This window comes from Lachnoclostridium phytofermentans (genome assembly GCF_000733755.1).
GTDB classification, from domain to species: domain Bacteria; phylum Bacillota; class Clostridia; order Lachnospirales; family Lachnospiraceae; genus Lachnoclostridium; species Lachnoclostridium phytofermentans_A.
This window is the reverse complement of the sequence record NZ_JPOF01000006.1, coordinates 254166-270250: the sequence shown is the minus strand read 5'-3', so window position 1 is coordinate 270250 and position 16085 is coordinate 254166. Positions and strand designations below refer to the sequence as shown.

The window sequence follows — 16085 nt, the reverse complement described above, 5'->3', positions numbered from 1 at the left end:
TTAAGAGCGAGCAAAAGTCAGATGGTTCGGGCGGTGTTCGTTTCCTTTTTTATCAGTTCATCCAGTGGGATAAATCCGATGCCGTCATACTTGATGTGGATCTGCTGCTTGCGCTTGTCACTGGACTTGTTCAGGGCATCCACATAGATGTCTTGCACAAGTTTCTCTCAGTGCATAAGGGTCAGGTTCCTAGATGTCCACATACTTGTATGCTAGATAGAAAAAGACCGCCTACATTTTCAGTAGACGGTCTGCTTGATTGGTATGCAATTTTCAGACTTGACGGCGGTGAATTATTGATAAATTGTTTACTGCAGTCAAGTTCGCATGGATAGCTTCGAAGCAGAGCAAGGGGGGGCAGCCCCTTTTTGCTAAAGGATTTTTTGTATGATTTTTATTACTTATTTCATCATTTCAACGCCTTCATTTGTAGGGTAAAATTGAAGCGCATCCTGAATTGTCATAAATGCTCCAGCATCATTCCACCCGTATGTCATCCGTTTTTCCTTTGCAGTCATAGCAGGATATTGAAGCCATCTTTGCTGATGTGTGTAGTTTACCCAACTGCTAATGAGAAAGCCATCCTGAATCTCCACGATAGGGTAAGCAACATAACCACGGTAATTTTCTCCCTTTTTTGGCATAGAGAAGGTAGCAAAGATATCGGTGTTTATCTGCTCACCCCAGAAGATGCTGTTAGAGATAAATGTCTGATTGCCAAGCGAATAGTAGGGAGCAGCGAATACTACACCATCTCTGTCATATAGTACACGACCAGATACTTCACCGTCAGATGCCCATCCCTCTGAAATATCTCGATATACAGGCCAAAGTTGAATCGACTCCGTACCGTAAAAACCAGGATCAATAGTCCAGAGAAAATGATGGAAGATTATCCATCTTTCTCGTTCCCCAGGGATTTGTACTCCAACACCGGTGATACGCAACTCTTTTACATCGTAGACGGTCTCTTGTCTGATATAGCGGTTTTTTCCGCTGCCACGCTCCGTAGTTACCGTTCTGCCGTCATTTACCGGCTTGTCTGTGACATGAACAACAATCTGTAAAGCACCAGCACAAGCTGAGATATCCTCGGAACTAAGATCGTTTAAGACATATTCGGGGAAGCCAAGCTCTATAAGATGAGCCTTGATATCTTCTACTTCATTATGTTCTGACGCATCTACTGTGCTCCAATCCATAGAATAACTACCGCCGAAGTAGTAACCACAAACGCAACCGATGATTAACACTGAAACAAGAGCAAGTACAATACATTTGTCAGTTACCTTTATAGAGTCATTTTGGATGGAATATCCTGCTTCATCAAGTTCTTTTGAACGTTTGTAGATACTGCGGATAATAAAGATATATCCGATGATCATTGCTCCAGCAATTACAAGTCCGTTATATCGAACAACAGCCAAAATGCACATAAGTACATACCAGATCATCAGTGCTACGGCACCACCTGTCTGAGGAGTTAGGTTTACTTTTTGTTGAACGACTCTTAGTCCAAGCCAGAAACAAAAGAACTCAATAAGCAAAAGTGACAGGTTAGCTATAATTAATACTGATGTAATTGATGGAGAAAAAATGGATCTTTGGATGATGGTGGTATTTAGAATCAGCATTGGGAAAAAGTATGCTGCTCGAATCACTGTTATGATGAAACAATTCTTAAACCACTTGTTTTCATGCCGTAGGGTACGGAATCCTAACATTGACAACACCATTCCGATAGCAGGAAGAATGTAATTTAAGCCCCAGAAGTTCAGCGTGATTGCACTAAGTGTCATACCAATGAGTATGCGATTCATTGCTTTTTTCCATGGTGTTACTTCTGCAACTACATCTTTAGGTGGCAAATCCGAAACGCTACTTTCAAGTATGGACTCAAAATCCTTTTCATTCGTGGTTTTCCATTCGTGATCATTCATGTACTTCACCTCCTTATACTTTGCGAAGTTGCTTTTTATTAGTCAAACAAGACGGAATTTCGATTCTTTCTATTATGTCATCTGGCTATATCATCAAAATCATTACATTTTAGCCATTTCACTTCACTAACACCATACTCTTGCTTAAGCCAGGTCTCCCCATCAGTATTATGTGCTGAATGATTCTCAAAAATATCTATGCAAATAAGTTCCTCATTCTCAATCCCTAATATGTAAATCAATTCACTTGGTCTTGATACTATTTGAAAAATCAACTCTTTTTCGTTATCACTGTTCACATCTGTTAAAGTAAACAATTTTTCAGCATTTTCAAACTCAGTCTCGTATTCATTTTCATCAAAAAAACTCAACTCCTGATTATAACCTTCCATGCCTTGCGTATAAGGATTTTGCACTTTGATCTCGTGTCGCAAAAACTTGCAATATAACGGATTGATATCCAAATCAGTAAGATTGTTTTGTTCTTTCTCTTTTGTTACAGGTTTCTCTATGTCTTTTTCATCAGTGGTTTTGTCTACGCCTGAGTCGATTTTATCCGGTAGGTTTGCCTCAGTCTTTGAGGACATTTCTTTTGCTTTGTCTTTCACAAAATATTTAGCACAGCCAGAAAATAATACGATGCTAGTCAGTAGAAGCATTGGTAAGAGTATCGTTTTGGTTTTCATCAATAACCCCATTCTTTTAAAATTAATTGTCTTTATAAATGAAAAGATGATTTCTCAATCTAGGAAAGACCTTATTTTATTTACATAATTTAACTTGCTAATTAGATTTTAGCACATTGTATCTAAATCAACAACTTATTTTCTTCTTACTTTATTTCTTCTCATTCCTGTTCGATATTACAGTATGTTGAATCAATATCCAACAAAAGTCAGATGGTGATTTTATGGGAAAGCAGATGTTGTCAGGGCTATAGCATGGACTTGAACATGATAAAGGCATGGATTTTCTTTGAAGAAATCTAAAATTCCAAGAAATATTAAACAAAGCGAAAGAAAGTTGATGTTATCTATGTCGATATGATATAAAATAAGATAAATCAGTACTTTAGTAAGTATAGGAATGATAAATGATTCAATATCTAAGGAGTATGAAAATGAGTATTCATAACGAGAAAGAAACCTATGATTGCCCTGTTGAGGCACTTGCTAATCTATTAGGTAAAAAGTGGATAGCGACCATAATCTGTACAATAGATCATGAGAAGAAGCGTTTTGGTGAGTTAGAAAAAGAGTTAGAAGGTTGTACGAGAAAGATGCTTACTCAACAACTAGAATTACTTATGAATCAAGAAATTGTGCGAAATCAAAAAGAAATCAATGGTAATAGTATCGAATCTCACTATTATCTTAGTGAAAAAGGACTAACATTATTACCTTTAGTGGAAGAGATGATTGCATGGGGAAGTAATAATCTAAAGTGTGATAAATCGGGACGTTACTAAAAAGTGCCCTATTGCTTGAACTCCTACGGTTTGATAAGCTATAGATATAAACTTTCGTATGAGAAAAGTTAATAGGAGGTAATGTGGAACAGATTAATTTTATCATTGTATTTTTAGAAGGCGTATTGTCCTTCTTATCACCTTGTGTCATTCCTATTTTGCCAATTTACTTAGCTATTTTATCAAATAGCCGGAATGATAAAAACATAAATCATCAAAAAAAACGTAATAAAAGAGTGCTATTAACAAATACTCTCTTATTTGTTTTTGGAATTTCTACTACATTCTTTCTCTTAGGGACAGGAATAGGGATATTTCGGACCTTTTTGACGGAATATAAACGATATCTCCTAATTGGTGGAGGCATCTTTATTATTCTTATGGGGCTATTTTATGTGGGTGACATTAAGATTCCTTTTTTACAAAAAGAAAAGAGGATACAACTGAAAACAAAGCAGATGAATCCGATCATAGCATATTTATTAGGTCTTACCTTTAGTTTTGGATGGACTCCTTGTATTGGGCCAATGCTTGCTTCTGTTCTTGTTTTGGCGTCAACAAACCGTAATGTTTTAACAGGAAATCTTCTGATCGGTGTTTATACGTTAGGCTTTATTATTCCTTTTCTTATTGTGGCGGCATTCTCTGATAACATGCTTAAATTACTGGATAAAGTAAAGTTAAAATCAGCTAAATTAAAAACATTTGGAGGATATATTATTTTATTAATGGGACTTCTTGTCTTAATTAACGGGATTACTACACCTAAATTTATCAGACCTGCGTATGCACAAGGATCAAATTCGACTGGAGAATCTGGAGTTATAATGGCACCAGATTTTACATTAGTTGATCAGTATGGAACTATTCATACCCTGAGTGATTATAAAGGAAAAACTGTATTTCTTAATTTTTGGGCTACATGGTGCCCACCTTGTAAAAGAGAAATGCCTCATATTGAAGATATCTATAAGGAATATGGAAGTAATGAGGAGGATGTAATCATCTTAGGTGTTGCTTTCCCAAATGAAGGTGGAGAAAAGTCAAAGCAAGGAATCATCGAATTTTTAGAAGACAAGAATTATACTTTCCCAGTTGTTTTTGATGAATCATCGAATTTATCCTATTACAATAATATTTCCGTATACCCTACAACCTTTATTATCAATCCGGAAGGAGGTATCGAAGGATATCTGCAAGGCGCTATGAGAAAAGATGATATGAGGAGCATAATAGATCGGGTAAAAGATAAAAGTGAAAGATAAAAGTTAAGATAAAGTCACATAGAAATGATAAGAATCACGACGTAACCCCCCAAAATATGGAGGTAACCTGGCAAAGAGAGTTTATTCTTTTGCAATAGCAAACGGTTACGATTGAGCAATTCCTATAGAATAAGGATTCGTAATATTGGTCAAGATAACTAGCATAGTGAATTTACTAACTGAAAATTGGAGGTTAATGAATGATTCAAAATATTGGAAAAGTTACGTTGTATGTGAATAATCAAGAAGAAGCGAAAAAATTCTGGACAGAAAAGATGAATTTTGTCGTACGGTTAGAACAACCAATGGGACCAGAGATGAAATGGCTTGAAGTAGGACCAGCAAATGATTCCTTTACGACATTCGTCTTATATGAAAAAAAACTAATGGAGATGCAGAATCCAGATACGAATGTTGGACATCCATCGATCCTTTTAAGTACGGATGATATACAAAAGACTTATCAGGAATTAGTAGACAAAGAGGTGAAGGTTAGTGAGATTTTGACCATGCCTTATGGAAGTATGTTTCATTTTTATGATATGGACGATAATATGTTTTTAGTAAGAGAAGATAGATAATTCTGATCACGAGTTCTTATTAAGGAGTATCCTATAAATAGTAAGAGACAGGTAGAGAAATATTAATCACGAGCTCTTATTAAGTATATCTTAGAACTAGTAAGAGACAAGTAGAGAAATATTATGGGTATCAACAGAAAACTCCAAGTAGGAAATTAATTTCCGACTTGGAGTTTTTTGTTGATACCCGTTTTCATGTATCATAAATTAATTTAGATGTTGTTTTATTAATGTGGTATTTTAGGCCTTACTCACTCGTATTGATTATATGATATTGTTTAAACGAAGAGTCCTTTGTGGTATTTTTATTACTCTGATCTAAGTGCAGTTACAGGATCTTTCTTAGCTGCCTTCTTAGATGGGATCAAGCCCGCTATTAAGGTCAAAATCATACTTATCACTACAAGTACTACCGCATAGCCCCATGGTAAGACTGCAATTGTAGAGATACCAGATAAAGCAGCAATAATTGCGTTAATCGGTATTAATAGTAGGAGAGAGATACCAATACCAAGTAAACCGGAAGTAAATCCGATAATTAAAGTTTCCGCATTAAAAATACTAGAAATATTTCGCTTTGAAGCACCAATACTACGTAAAATACCAATTTCTTTCGTTCTCTCAAGAACAGAAATATAGGTGATGATACCAATCATAATGGAGGAAACGACAAGTGAAATTGCTACAAAACCAATTAGTACATAACTGATCATATCGATGATAGTAGTGATGGAAGACATCATAAGTCCTACAATATCAGTATAGTTTATGGTCATTTCTTCATGGCCAGCATCTTTTTGCATTGTATTATAATCTTCAATAATATCAGCAATCGCATCTTTAGATTCAAAGTTCGTTGGATAGAGGTTAATTCTGGATGGTTTGTCAAGATTCACAATTCCTAACTGGGCTATGTTGCTATCATAGGAAGCTTCTTTCCCTGCGGCAGAACGTATTTGTTCACCGAAGGTAGCAATGATTTCTTCCTCTGTCATGGTAGTGCTAAGCTCATAAAATTGTTGTTGTTCCTCCATGGATAGTGTTTTTACGAAATCCGTGATTTCTTCCATTGTCATGGTATCCATATAGCCATCCATGTCAAAAGGCATATTCGTAAAAATATTAGTTTCTGCATCCGCAAGCTGAGCTTTTGCTATATCACTGTTATTAATATTGTTAATAATATATTCTGTTAAAGAAGAGGTATAACCGATTGCACCGTTAATCGAAGTAGCACTTGCTTCTGGATTCGGACGCAGGATACCAACAACTTTAAGTTCCAAAGAATCCTCCACTAATTTGGTCATAAATGCATTATCCTCACGCATATCCTTCCAAAGACCGGCTTCCTTGTTATATTCATAATAGTCTGTATTTAAAACTAATTTAAAAGAAGTTTTTAAAATCTCATCATAAGTAAAAGACGCCTGTTCAGGTTCTTTCACATCTTCTCCTTTTGCTAATGCCTTCTGAATGTTTTTATATTCTTCCTGATCCATTAAGCCAATAGAGTAGAGAGACAAATCGCTGATTTCGTTGTTTTCATCAACAACAAGTACTACTTCATTATATGCACCTTCTGCTGGAAAACGTCCTGCAAGAACATCGTACTGAGATTGTAAAAGTTCTTGATTTCCTAACATTTCTTCAAATACATTGGAAGACATCATCCCCATACCTGGAGCACTCATACCACTCATACCACTCATACCGCCCATTCCAGGATTTCTTAATAATTCACTTGGATTTAACTGCAGGATACCATCTGTTGTATCTGAACTATAGATTTGTAAATCCAAATCATACCCGTATTGAATTGTAGATACATAATCAAGTATCTTAGATTCTCCACTTTCAATATATTCCTTAAATGTGCCTAGGTCATTTGCTTTGGTTTCTTCACTTAAGGTGGAAAACATACCGGTAACAATATTATTCGAGTAAATCTTATCAAGCTCATGTTCGACCCCATTCGAGGTATTTTGTTCCATCATCGCAGTCATCATCGATGTCATATCGATACTTTCTCTTTCGATACTGATTGGATAAGTTGATAGAGTATCTTTTTGTACCGTTTCTATATAAGCATTAATACCACTAGAAAGAGCTAAGATAAGAGCGATACCAATAATACCAATACTTCCTGCAAAGGAAGTGAGGATAGTTCTAGCTTTTTTGGTCTTCAGGTTATTAAGACTTAGTGATAGTGCCGTTAGGAAAGACATCGAAGTTTTACCCATCGTTTTGTGCTCTGGCTTAGCAACTTCCTGTTCATTTTCCTGATAAGGATCAGAATCATCTGTAATCTTACCGTCACGAAGCTTCACAATACGTGTCGCATAATTCTCTGCGAGTTCAGGATTATGGGTAACCATGATAACAAGCCGATCCTTAGCGATTTCTTTTAATAAATCCATTACAAGGATACTTGTTTCTGTATCAAGCGCACCGGTTGGCTCGTCAGCAAGAAGAATCTCCGGATTATTGACAAGAGCTCTAGCAATCGCAACACGCTGCATCTGTCCACCTGAGAGTTGGTTTGGTTTCTTATGGACTTGATTACCAAGACCTACCTTTTCTAATGCTTCTTTGGAGAGTCTTTTCCGTTCCTTTTTAGTGATTCCAGAGATAGTAAGAGCCAATTCTACATTGGATAAGATGGATTGGTGAGGGATTAAGTTATAACTTTGAAAAACAAAACCTATGGTATGATTTCTATAGGAATCCCAATCGCGGTCCTTATATTTTTTGGTTGAGATACCATTAATGATCAGATCTCCGCTATCGTAACGATCTAGACCACCGATGATATTAAGTAAGGTCGTTTTACCTGATCCACTTGGACCTAGTATTGCAACAAACTCATTATCCCGAAGAGTTAAGCTAACATCATCGAGAGCTGATTGCACTAGATACTTCGTGGAATATTTCTTTGATATGTTCTTTATTTGTAGCATAATGTGTTGTCTACCTTTCTGTTTATTGTGGGGAAGCCATTACTGACGTATTATATATTAGAAAGAGAAACTGAAAATAAACTATACCGTATTAATTTGATTATTTAAGATTTTTCTTTCATGATTAATATATCTTAAATAAATAGGTTAATCAACATCTAAGATAAGGTGATATGTCATGGACAGAATAATTGTTGTTTTAGAAGAGAGATGGTTAGTAGTAAGAAAACTTAACGACAACAGAAACAAGTTGACTGATGGAGGTGAGATTGTCCTTGACGGTAACAATAGTAAGTATCAAGGACGTTTGTATGCAACACTTAAAACTCGAGTATTAACAGAAGAAAAAACAGGTAACACAATGAACACCAGAGAGTTCGTTTTTGATAGTGTCGATGGTATCGCTATTTTGCGGCTACAGTTCCTGCAACAGAGGATGAAGATAGTTTTATTACTTCAGGTACAGATGAAGGTATCAGCGACGGACATTCAGGATACAGCTACGGTGATGAGGAAGATAGTATCACACTGGAAGGGACGATTTACGGAGCAATAGGCAATGCTGATAATACCTTCTATATCAATCCTGTTTTCCAGAGTGCTGATGGCAGTGTATATGCAACTGCAGGAAATGGTTATATGATGAATGGTGTGCAAGGAGAAGGGGTTGTTTACTCAACAACTCTTGACGAAACTACAACAGATACTGGAAACGGAAAAAGCAAATCAAGAAGTATCTCAATAAAAATATCACTGTCTATGATGTTTGCTCCAGAAAAAATTTCGATCATTCAAATGAATCAGGATAGCGCCATAATATCGCGGAATGAGTACGCTTCTGATGAGATTCCGGAAACCCTTACCATGGAAATGGATACGGCATACCTTATTGTTGAAACCTATAAATATGACTTTGAAGGTAATTTGGTTGTCACGCGTTCCTTGTATGATAGAGATAAGGAAACTATAGATACCTTTTATTGCAGGGACGATGGTATCTGTATTAAAAAGTGGGCGCAGATAAATTGGAATAACAACGAGATTAACAACCATTAATCCTCATATTCTATCTATAATACAGATGAGCAATATTGAACACGCTTAAGAGCAGCAGAAGGTAATTTGGCTGCTCTTTTTTACTTGCTATTAATAACTAAGTTAACTATGGAATTACTATTGAAAGCATAAGTATTACATACTTTTGTTAATTTTGGGAAAGTAGTACAGTCGTTTACTAATTAAATTGAAATCTAATTTTAACTTAACATGAAAATTTGTTTATTTTAGGTTTATCTTCCATGATATAATAGAGTTAATATAACATGTTATCTAGAACAAGAGATGTGCATTTACACACTGTTGACCTATAATCGTAGATATTCTGAACTCCGATAACCGGAGTTATCCGAAGTTACTTTTTACTTTTTATAAGGTGTGCTGTATGCATCGATAATACGATTATTGGGATAATTCTTAGTTCCGATAGTGTGAATGAAAGAATTTCTCAATAGATGATGTTATTTTATTTCTCAAGGAGGAACGATTCTATGTTTCAAATATTGGTCGTAGAAGATGATAAAAATACTTCCAGGTTAATGAAAGCAGTACTAATGCATGCTGGATATGAAGTTTTTTGTGCAGACAATGGAATTGATGCATTGGAATTAATGGATAAACAACATATTGACTTAATAATTCTTGACATAATGATGCCAAAGATGGACGGTTATGAATTTACGAAACAATTGAGAAATGTCAATGATAATACGCCAATTCTCATGGTAACAGCCAAACAATTATCGGAAGATAAATGCAAAGGATTTCTAGCAGGAACAGATGACTATATGGTGAAGCCTGTCAATGAAGATGAAATGCTGCTTCGCATCAAAGCCTTACTTCGTCGTGCTAAGATAGTGAATGAACACAAGCTTCATATTGGCAAAGTAACGCTAGATTATGATGCACTGACTGTTTCCAAGGATGGGGAAAGTCAAACTCTTCCGCAAAAAGAGTTTTATTTGCTCTATAAGCTGTTATCTTACCCGGATAGAATCTTTACTCGAATACAATTGATGGATGAGATATGGGGGATGGAGTCTGAAACCGTTGATACAACGGTAAATGTGCATATAAATCGGTTGAGAAAGCGATTTGAAGGCTACTCGGAATTTGATATTATAGCAATTAGAGGAATCGGGTATAAGGCGGTGAAAAATTGTGATTAATTCCAATAAGAAATGTGGAAGGTTTCGACTGGCGTTACTGTTTGCTTTTATCATATTTATCATTATGCTAGTAACAGTAACTTTATTGTTTGGTATATTTATTGTGTTAAGTCATTACAAGATGTTTGAGTCGATGTCAGCAAGAGCACCTTTAACACCAATCTTTTTGTTTGCAGTAGTAAGTGTGATAATTGGTACTATTATATCAATTATCTTTAGTAGAATACCTCTATCTCCGATTCGAGAAATTATATCTGCAGCAGATCGATTAGCAGAAGGTGACTTTAGTGTGAGAGTAAAGTTAAAAGGACCACAGGAGTTTCAAAAATTGAATACAAGTTTTAATCATATGGCGGAAGAATTAGAAAGCATAGAAATATTACGTTCGGATTTTATCAATAATTTCTCGCATGAATTTAAAACCCCTATTGTATCGATGCGGGGATTTGCAAAGATGCTTAAGTACAATGACCTAACCAAGGAAGAAACGGATGAGTATCTAGATATTATTATTAGTGAATCGGATCGTCTTGCAGAGCTTGCTACGAATGTACTAAATCTATCTAAAATAGAAAATCAGACAATAGTTACAGACAAGACTCGTTTCAATGTCAGTGAACAGATAAGGCGAGTAGTCGTATTGCTTGAAAAAAGATGGATGGAAAAAAATCTTGAGATAGCCTTTGACTGTGAAGAAATATTTCTTTATGGAAATGAAGAACTTCTAAAGCAAGTCTGGATTAATTTAATTGATAATGCAATCAAGTTCTCTGCTCTGAATTCAATCATAGATATTCAAATAATCCAAAATCAAGAATATGTGGTTATCACAATTTCGGATCAAGGAACCGGAATGAGTGATGATACGAAAAATCGTATTTTTGATAAATTTTATCAAGGTGATACTTCTCATGCAACAAAAGGAAATGGGCTTGGATTAACGATTGCTAAGAAAATTGTGGAACTTCACGACGGAAAGATACAGATAATAAAATCAGATCAAAGTGGTACTAGCTTTGAAGTAAACTTACATTCAGACTAAAGATAAGTTCACTGGGTTTTTGTTATTTTGTTTCGCATTTTTTTATCGCTTCCTTGATGTAATCTTAACTTTGATTATATTGTGAAGTGTCGCTAGCTTATCGAGTATAGATGGATTACTGATCATGAAAAAAAATCAAAGGAGCTTGACCGGGATATACGAGGGGGACTATTGTTTAATGAATTCCTCACATGTAGAAAAAGTATAAGTATGTTACGATAGGAAATCGAGTAGGAAGTAGCAGATAGTTTCAGCTATTTTCTACTCGATTTTTTTTTGTAGATCACAAAGCAGTAACATAGCAATAATTAACATTGATATATTAAAAATAATGTGCCATCAAACGATTTACCCATTCCGGAACTTTTGCATCTTCTCTGCAATCATACATTGGATAATACGGTTTTAGTTTGAAACATAGCCAATTGGCTCTAAAGTTATTTGCATAGATATATAGTATGGCAGATTGTTCTAATAATTATATTATTACATTATATTCCAACTATCAATGCTTATTTTGCAAGTATTCGTGAGTAAATAAGATAGAACGGTTTATCGGATAAAGATAATTTTGAGCAGTCATTGAAATTACATCGTTATTAGAGTGTTTGCATCAGTGTCTTTTGAAATCAAACAATTAATATAAATAGTATATTGACAAACTAACGACTGTTAGTTATTATGATACTAACAAGCGTTAGCCAAGGAGGAATATGAATGATTGAGTTATTTTTTGGAAATGTTCCAGCAGTAATTTCAACGATTGTGGTAATCGGAATATGGTCCTATATCATAATAACGATACAAAAAAGAAAACAAATTACTAATTGGAGAAGTCGCATAGCTTTCTTAACTCTATGTGGTCTTATACTATGTATCTTTGTAGCAACAAGAGACAGGTATGATTTATCAGTAGTAGCAATGACGGAGACGGAGATAACAGGAGGTATATTTGCAGCGGATAGTATACAGTCCTATCTATGCTGCATCGGAGGAGGAGTCATAGCATACAGCTTTGTGTCAGCGATACTTATCCGTAATCAAAAATACAGGGAGATTATGTTCTTTCTTTTGTCTTTAACAGTGATACTAAAGACTATCATTATTGAAGCTTCAAGAGTTATCATGATTCTATCTTAATAATTTTTAGCAATATTAATTATAAACAAACAGCGAATAGAAGGATATTGAAGTTTCACAAGAGTTATGATTTATGAAATATAAACTACATAAAAATACTCTATTGTTTCATGCGAGTAATAGTAAAATTGGAGGTTTCTATGACTACAAAGGAATTGATACTAAGTAAGTCGTTACAGCTTTTTTCAAAGAGAGGTTATGAAGGGGTGTCTATGCGTGATATAGCGGCAGAAGTTGGGATTAAAGCAGCATCTATTTATAATCATTTTTCTAGTAAAGAAGAGATATTCAACCATTTATTGAAGGAAATGGAATTACGGTATCATCAGGCAGTGAGTGCAATCGGAGTTCCAAAAGGGAGTGCGAAAGAAGCTGCAAATGGTTATGTTGATATTACGGAAGAACACTTACAAGAGATTGCAAAAGGCTTATTCTTATATTTTTTGAAAGACGAATTTGCAGCACCATTTCGGCGTATGGTAACAGCCGAACAATACCGCAATTCGGTCGCAGGTGATACTTTTCAAACGATGTATGTTAGTAATGCATTAAATTTTCAATCTGCCCTTTTTGGAGTTCTTATTGCTCAAGGTGTATTTATGGAAAGTAACCCTGAGACAGTAGCACTACATTTTTATGCACCAATTTTCTTGTTATTGTCGAAATATGATAAAAAACCGGAAAAAGAGGAAGAAGCAATAGAAGCTCTTAGAAATCATGTTAGCCAATTTTCTAGGTTATATTCTCGGGGGTAAGCTTATGAAGTTAGTGGTTTTACACGGACAACAGCATCATGGTAGTACCTGGAACACTACACAGCTATTATTGAAGGAACTTGTAACCAATCAAGATTCGTTAAGTGAATTTTATGTAAATGATATTCCATATTGTATTGGATGTTATACTTGTATTTTAAAGGAGGAGGAAAATTGCCCTCACCGTAAAGTGACCAAAGAAATCATTCACTCCATAGAACAAGCTGACGTAATTATCATAGATTCGCCTAATTACTGCATGGGAATGACAGGGCAATTAAAAACATTCTTTGATCATATGGCTTATCGATGGTTTAGCCATAGGCCATTAGGGAATATGCAGCACAAAATTGGTATTGCAATAGCTACGACAGCTGGAATGGGGGCGAAAAGCGCAACAAAACAAATAAAAAAGCAATTATTTTGGTGGGGAATTCCAAGAATATTTTGTATCAATGCAGTGGTAGCAGCTGCAAATTGGAACGATGTTAAGCCAAAAACAAAAGATAAATTATTACTTAAAACAAAGAAGATAGCAAAAAAAATCAAAAGAAAACATGGTCATGTGAAACGAGGAATTCGACAGAAAATAATTTTTAAACTAATGGGGAACATGCAAAGAGCTGGTCTTGGTACACCGAAAGATGCTTCCTATTGGAAGGAACAGGGTTGGATATAAGTAAACTATTCAGAAGATATAGGGCTGTTGAATAAGAAAGAGACCAATGTTTTGAGAATACATGCACTTATTAAAGACGATAAAAGTTATCAATTGAGATGATAAAGATATATTGAAAAAATTAGGTATTGCGATCACCATTTCTCTTTAAGTAATAATTTCAACATAAAGTTACTCCTCCTTAAGTTAGACATTTTTTTTATTTCAAATGTCTAATTTAAGGAGGAGCATATTGATTATTATACAGTAATTATATCTCATAAATAATAGTGATAGTACATTATTATAGCCTGTGACTTCCTATCGTAATGAAACAAGGATTGTTAATTATTCATATTTCACTGACAAATCACTTCTCTATAGTTATGGAACAATTAGACCAAGAGCAGAAATTGTTTGATAGCCGCCTATTATATTTTTACACTGAAATCCATGCTGTTTTAAAATTCGTTCTGCTACATAAGCCCTTACGCCAACCGCACAGTAAATCCAATATTCTTTGTTCTTATCTAATTCACTTAGTCTATCTCTTAACTCATTCACATTGATGTGTACAGAGCCATCCACTTTACCATCATTTCGTTCACCCTTGGTACGAACATCGAGTACAACAATATTCGGATTGTTTTTGATTTTTTGCAGTTCCCTTGGGTGAACTAATTCTGTTTTTTTCGAAAGAACATTTTCAGCTACATATCCTGCGAAGTTAACAGGGTCTTTCGCAGAACCATAAGGTGGAGCATAGCAAAGCTCTAAGTCCACTAAGTCATGGATGGTACCACCCATCCTTAATAGAGTAGCGATCACGTCAATTCTTTTATCCACACCATTTGTTCCAATTCCCTGAGCACCAAGAATTGCTCCTTTCGAATTGAAGATAAGCTTTAGCGTGATAGGTTCTGCACCTGGGTAATACACTGCGTGATGATTCGGATGAATAATGAGAGTTTGGTGTTCGATTCCTTGCAAGGACAATTGACGCTCTGTGTTTCCTGTTGCTGCTAAGGTTAAATCGAATACTTTGATAACGGTTGACCCTTGGGTATCTTTATATATGGAAGGAATATTACAGATGTTATCTGCGATAATTCGTCCATGCTTATTGGCTGGTCCAGCAAGAGGTACCGCAGTTTCTTGCTTGGTTACAAAATCCGTTACCAAAACAGCATCACCACCAGCATAGATATTAGGGATATTTGTCTGCATATGCTCATTTGTAATGATATGACCACGTTTGCCAAGAGTAATACCAGAATCCTTTAAGAAATCTGTATCAGGTACCACTCCAATTGCAGAAATTAAGATATTTCCTTCTACATAATTACCGCCCTCAAGCTCTAAAGAGACGCCAGTCGCAGTCTCATGTAGAGCAACAGCTTTCTCTGATAAAAGTAAATTCACCCCTTTTTGTCGCATCTCATTTTCTGCTAGAATTACCATATCATCGTCAAATGGCGCAAGGATATGAGGAAGGGCTTGTACCAAAGTTACTTCAATATTTTTTTCTACTAAATTCTCAGCCATCTCTACACCAATATATCCACCGCCTATGATAATAGCTTTTTGAACATCATGAAGAGCTGTTTTGATTCGATCCGTATCATACATATTACGAAGAGTAAAAACCTTATTTGATTTGACCCCATTGAAATTGAAATCAATCGGTTTGGCTCCTGGTGCTATGATAAGATAATCATAAGTCTCCTCATAAGTTCCTTTCTCAACGGATTGAACTGTAACGCTGTTTTTTGATGGATTAATCTTTGTTACTTCACTATGAATTCGGACATCAATATGAAATCGATCCTTCATAAGTTTTGGTGTTGCCATTAATAATTCATCTCTATCTGTTATCACATCGCCAATATAATAAGGCAAACCACAGTTTGCAAAAGAAATATATTCTCCTCGTTCAATAATGACGATTTCCATTGTTTCGTCTAATCTTCGAAGTCTAGCAGCTGCAGATGCGCCGGTTGCCACTCCTCCAATAATTACTACCTTTTTCATGTTGCATTCCTCCTATTGAATCC

The 16085-nt window shown here is 35.4% G+C and carries 15 protein-coding genes; 10 read left to right on the top strand and 5 right to left on the bottom strand.

The annotated features are described in order from the left end of the window. Positions 1-17 precede the first annotated feature (17 nt). From CC92_RS23655 to CC92_RS0114600, 3 genes are all read right to left on the bottom strand, one after another. On the bottom strand, positions 18-158 hold the full coding sequence (locus CC92_RS23655; RefSeq protein WP_420323176.1) for a hypothetical protein: 141 nt from the start codon (positions 156-158) through the stop codon (positions 18-20). Between the two features lie 243 nt (positions 159-401). Then, entirely contained in the window at positions 402-1940 is a 1539-nt protein-coding gene (locus CC92_RS0114605) for a hypothetical protein (protein ID WP_029505042.1), read from the bottom strand. 77 nt (positions 1941-2017) lie between these two features. Continuing rightward, entirely contained in the window at positions 2018-2626 is a 609-nt protein-coding gene (locus CC92_RS0114600) for a hypothetical protein (protein ID WP_029505041.1), read from the bottom strand. 434 nt (positions 2627-3060) lie between these two features. Between CC92_RS0114600 and CC92_RS0114595 the strand changes: the two genes are divergently transcribed. The 3 genes from CC92_RS0114595 to CC92_RS0114585 all read left to right on the top strand — a co-directional run bounded on the left by CC92_RS0114595 (position 3061) and on the right by CC92_RS0114585 (position 5254). Next, complete coding sequence (locus CC92_RS0114595; protein WP_034218509.1) at positions 3061-3408, top strand: winged helix-turn-helix transcriptional regulator; 348 nt, start codon at positions 3061-3063, stop codon at positions 3406-3408. 83 nt (positions 3409-3491) lie between these two features. Then, positions 3492-4673 (top strand): cytochrome c biogenesis protein/redoxin, encoded by a 1182-nt coding sequence (locus tag CC92_RS0114590; protein WP_029505039.1) that lies wholly within the window; start codon positions 3492-3494, stop codon positions 4671-4673. 200 nt (positions 4674-4873) lie between these two features. After that, entirely contained in the window at positions 4874-5254 is a 381-nt protein-coding gene (locus CC92_RS0114585; protein ID WP_029505038.1) for a VOC family protein, read from the top strand. Between the two features lie 308 nt (positions 5255-5562). On the opposite strand, the gene CC92_RS0114580 is transcribed toward CC92_RS0114585, so the two are convergent. Next, positions 5563-8211 (bottom strand): ATP-binding cassette domain-containing protein, encoded by a 2649-nt coding sequence (locus tag CC92_RS0114580; RefSeq protein ID WP_029505037.1) that lies wholly within the window; start codon positions 8209-8211, stop codon positions 5563-5565. Between the two features lie 178 nt (positions 8212-8389). Between CC92_RS0114580 and CC92_RS21800 the strand changes: the two genes are divergently transcribed. The 7 genes from CC92_RS21800 to CC92_RS0114550 all read left to right on the top strand — a co-directional run bounded on the left by CC92_RS21800 (position 8390) and on the right by CC92_RS0114550 (position 14052). Continuing rightward, positions 8390-8767, top strand: a complete 378-nt coding sequence (locus CC92_RS21800) for a hypothetical protein (RefSeq protein ID WP_051650920.1) — start codon at positions 8390-8392, stop codon at positions 8765-8767. 83 nt (positions 8768-8850) lie between these two features. Further along, on the top strand, positions 8851-9267 hold the full coding sequence (locus CC92_RS21795; protein ID WP_051650919.1) for a hypothetical protein: 417 nt from the start codon (positions 8851-8853) through the stop codon (positions 9265-9267). 491 nt (positions 9268-9758) lie between these two features. After that, entirely contained in the window at positions 9759-10436 is a 678-nt protein-coding gene (locus CC92_RS0114570) for a response regulator transcription factor (protein WP_029505036.1), read from the top strand. Next, a complete protein-coding gene (locus CC92_RS0114565) occupies positions 10432-11478 on the top strand; it encodes an ATP-binding protein (RefSeq protein WP_029505035.1) in 1047 nt (348 codons plus the stop codon). The genes CC92_RS0114570 and CC92_RS0114565 overlap by 5 nt, the downstream gene beginning before the upstream one ends. Positions 11479-12195: 717 nt before the next feature. After that, positions 12196-12618, top strand: coding sequence for a hypothetical protein (locus CC92_RS0114560; protein ID WP_029505034.1), 423 nt, complete (start codon positions 12196-12198; stop codon positions 12616-12618). Between the two features lie 140 nt (positions 12619-12758). Then, positions 12759-13373 (top strand): TetR/AcrR family transcriptional regulator, encoded by a 615-nt coding sequence (locus CC92_RS0114555; protein ID WP_029505033.1) that lies wholly within the window; start codon positions 12759-12761, stop codon positions 13371-13373. A gap of 4 nt (positions 13374-13377) precedes the next feature. Beyond that, on the top strand, positions 13378-14052 hold the full coding sequence (locus CC92_RS0114550) for a flavodoxin family protein (protein WP_029505032.1): 675 nt from the start codon (positions 13378-13380) through the stop codon (positions 14050-14052). A gap of 363 nt (positions 14053-14415) precedes the next feature. Here the strand turns inward: CC92_RS0114550 and CC92_RS0114545 are convergent, their stop codons facing one another. Next, a complete protein-coding gene (locus CC92_RS0114545; RefSeq protein ID WP_029505031.1) occupies positions 14416-16062 on the bottom strand; it encodes an FAD-dependent oxidoreductase in 1647 nt (548 codons plus the stop codon). Between the last annotated feature and the right edge of the window lie 23 nt (positions 16063-16085).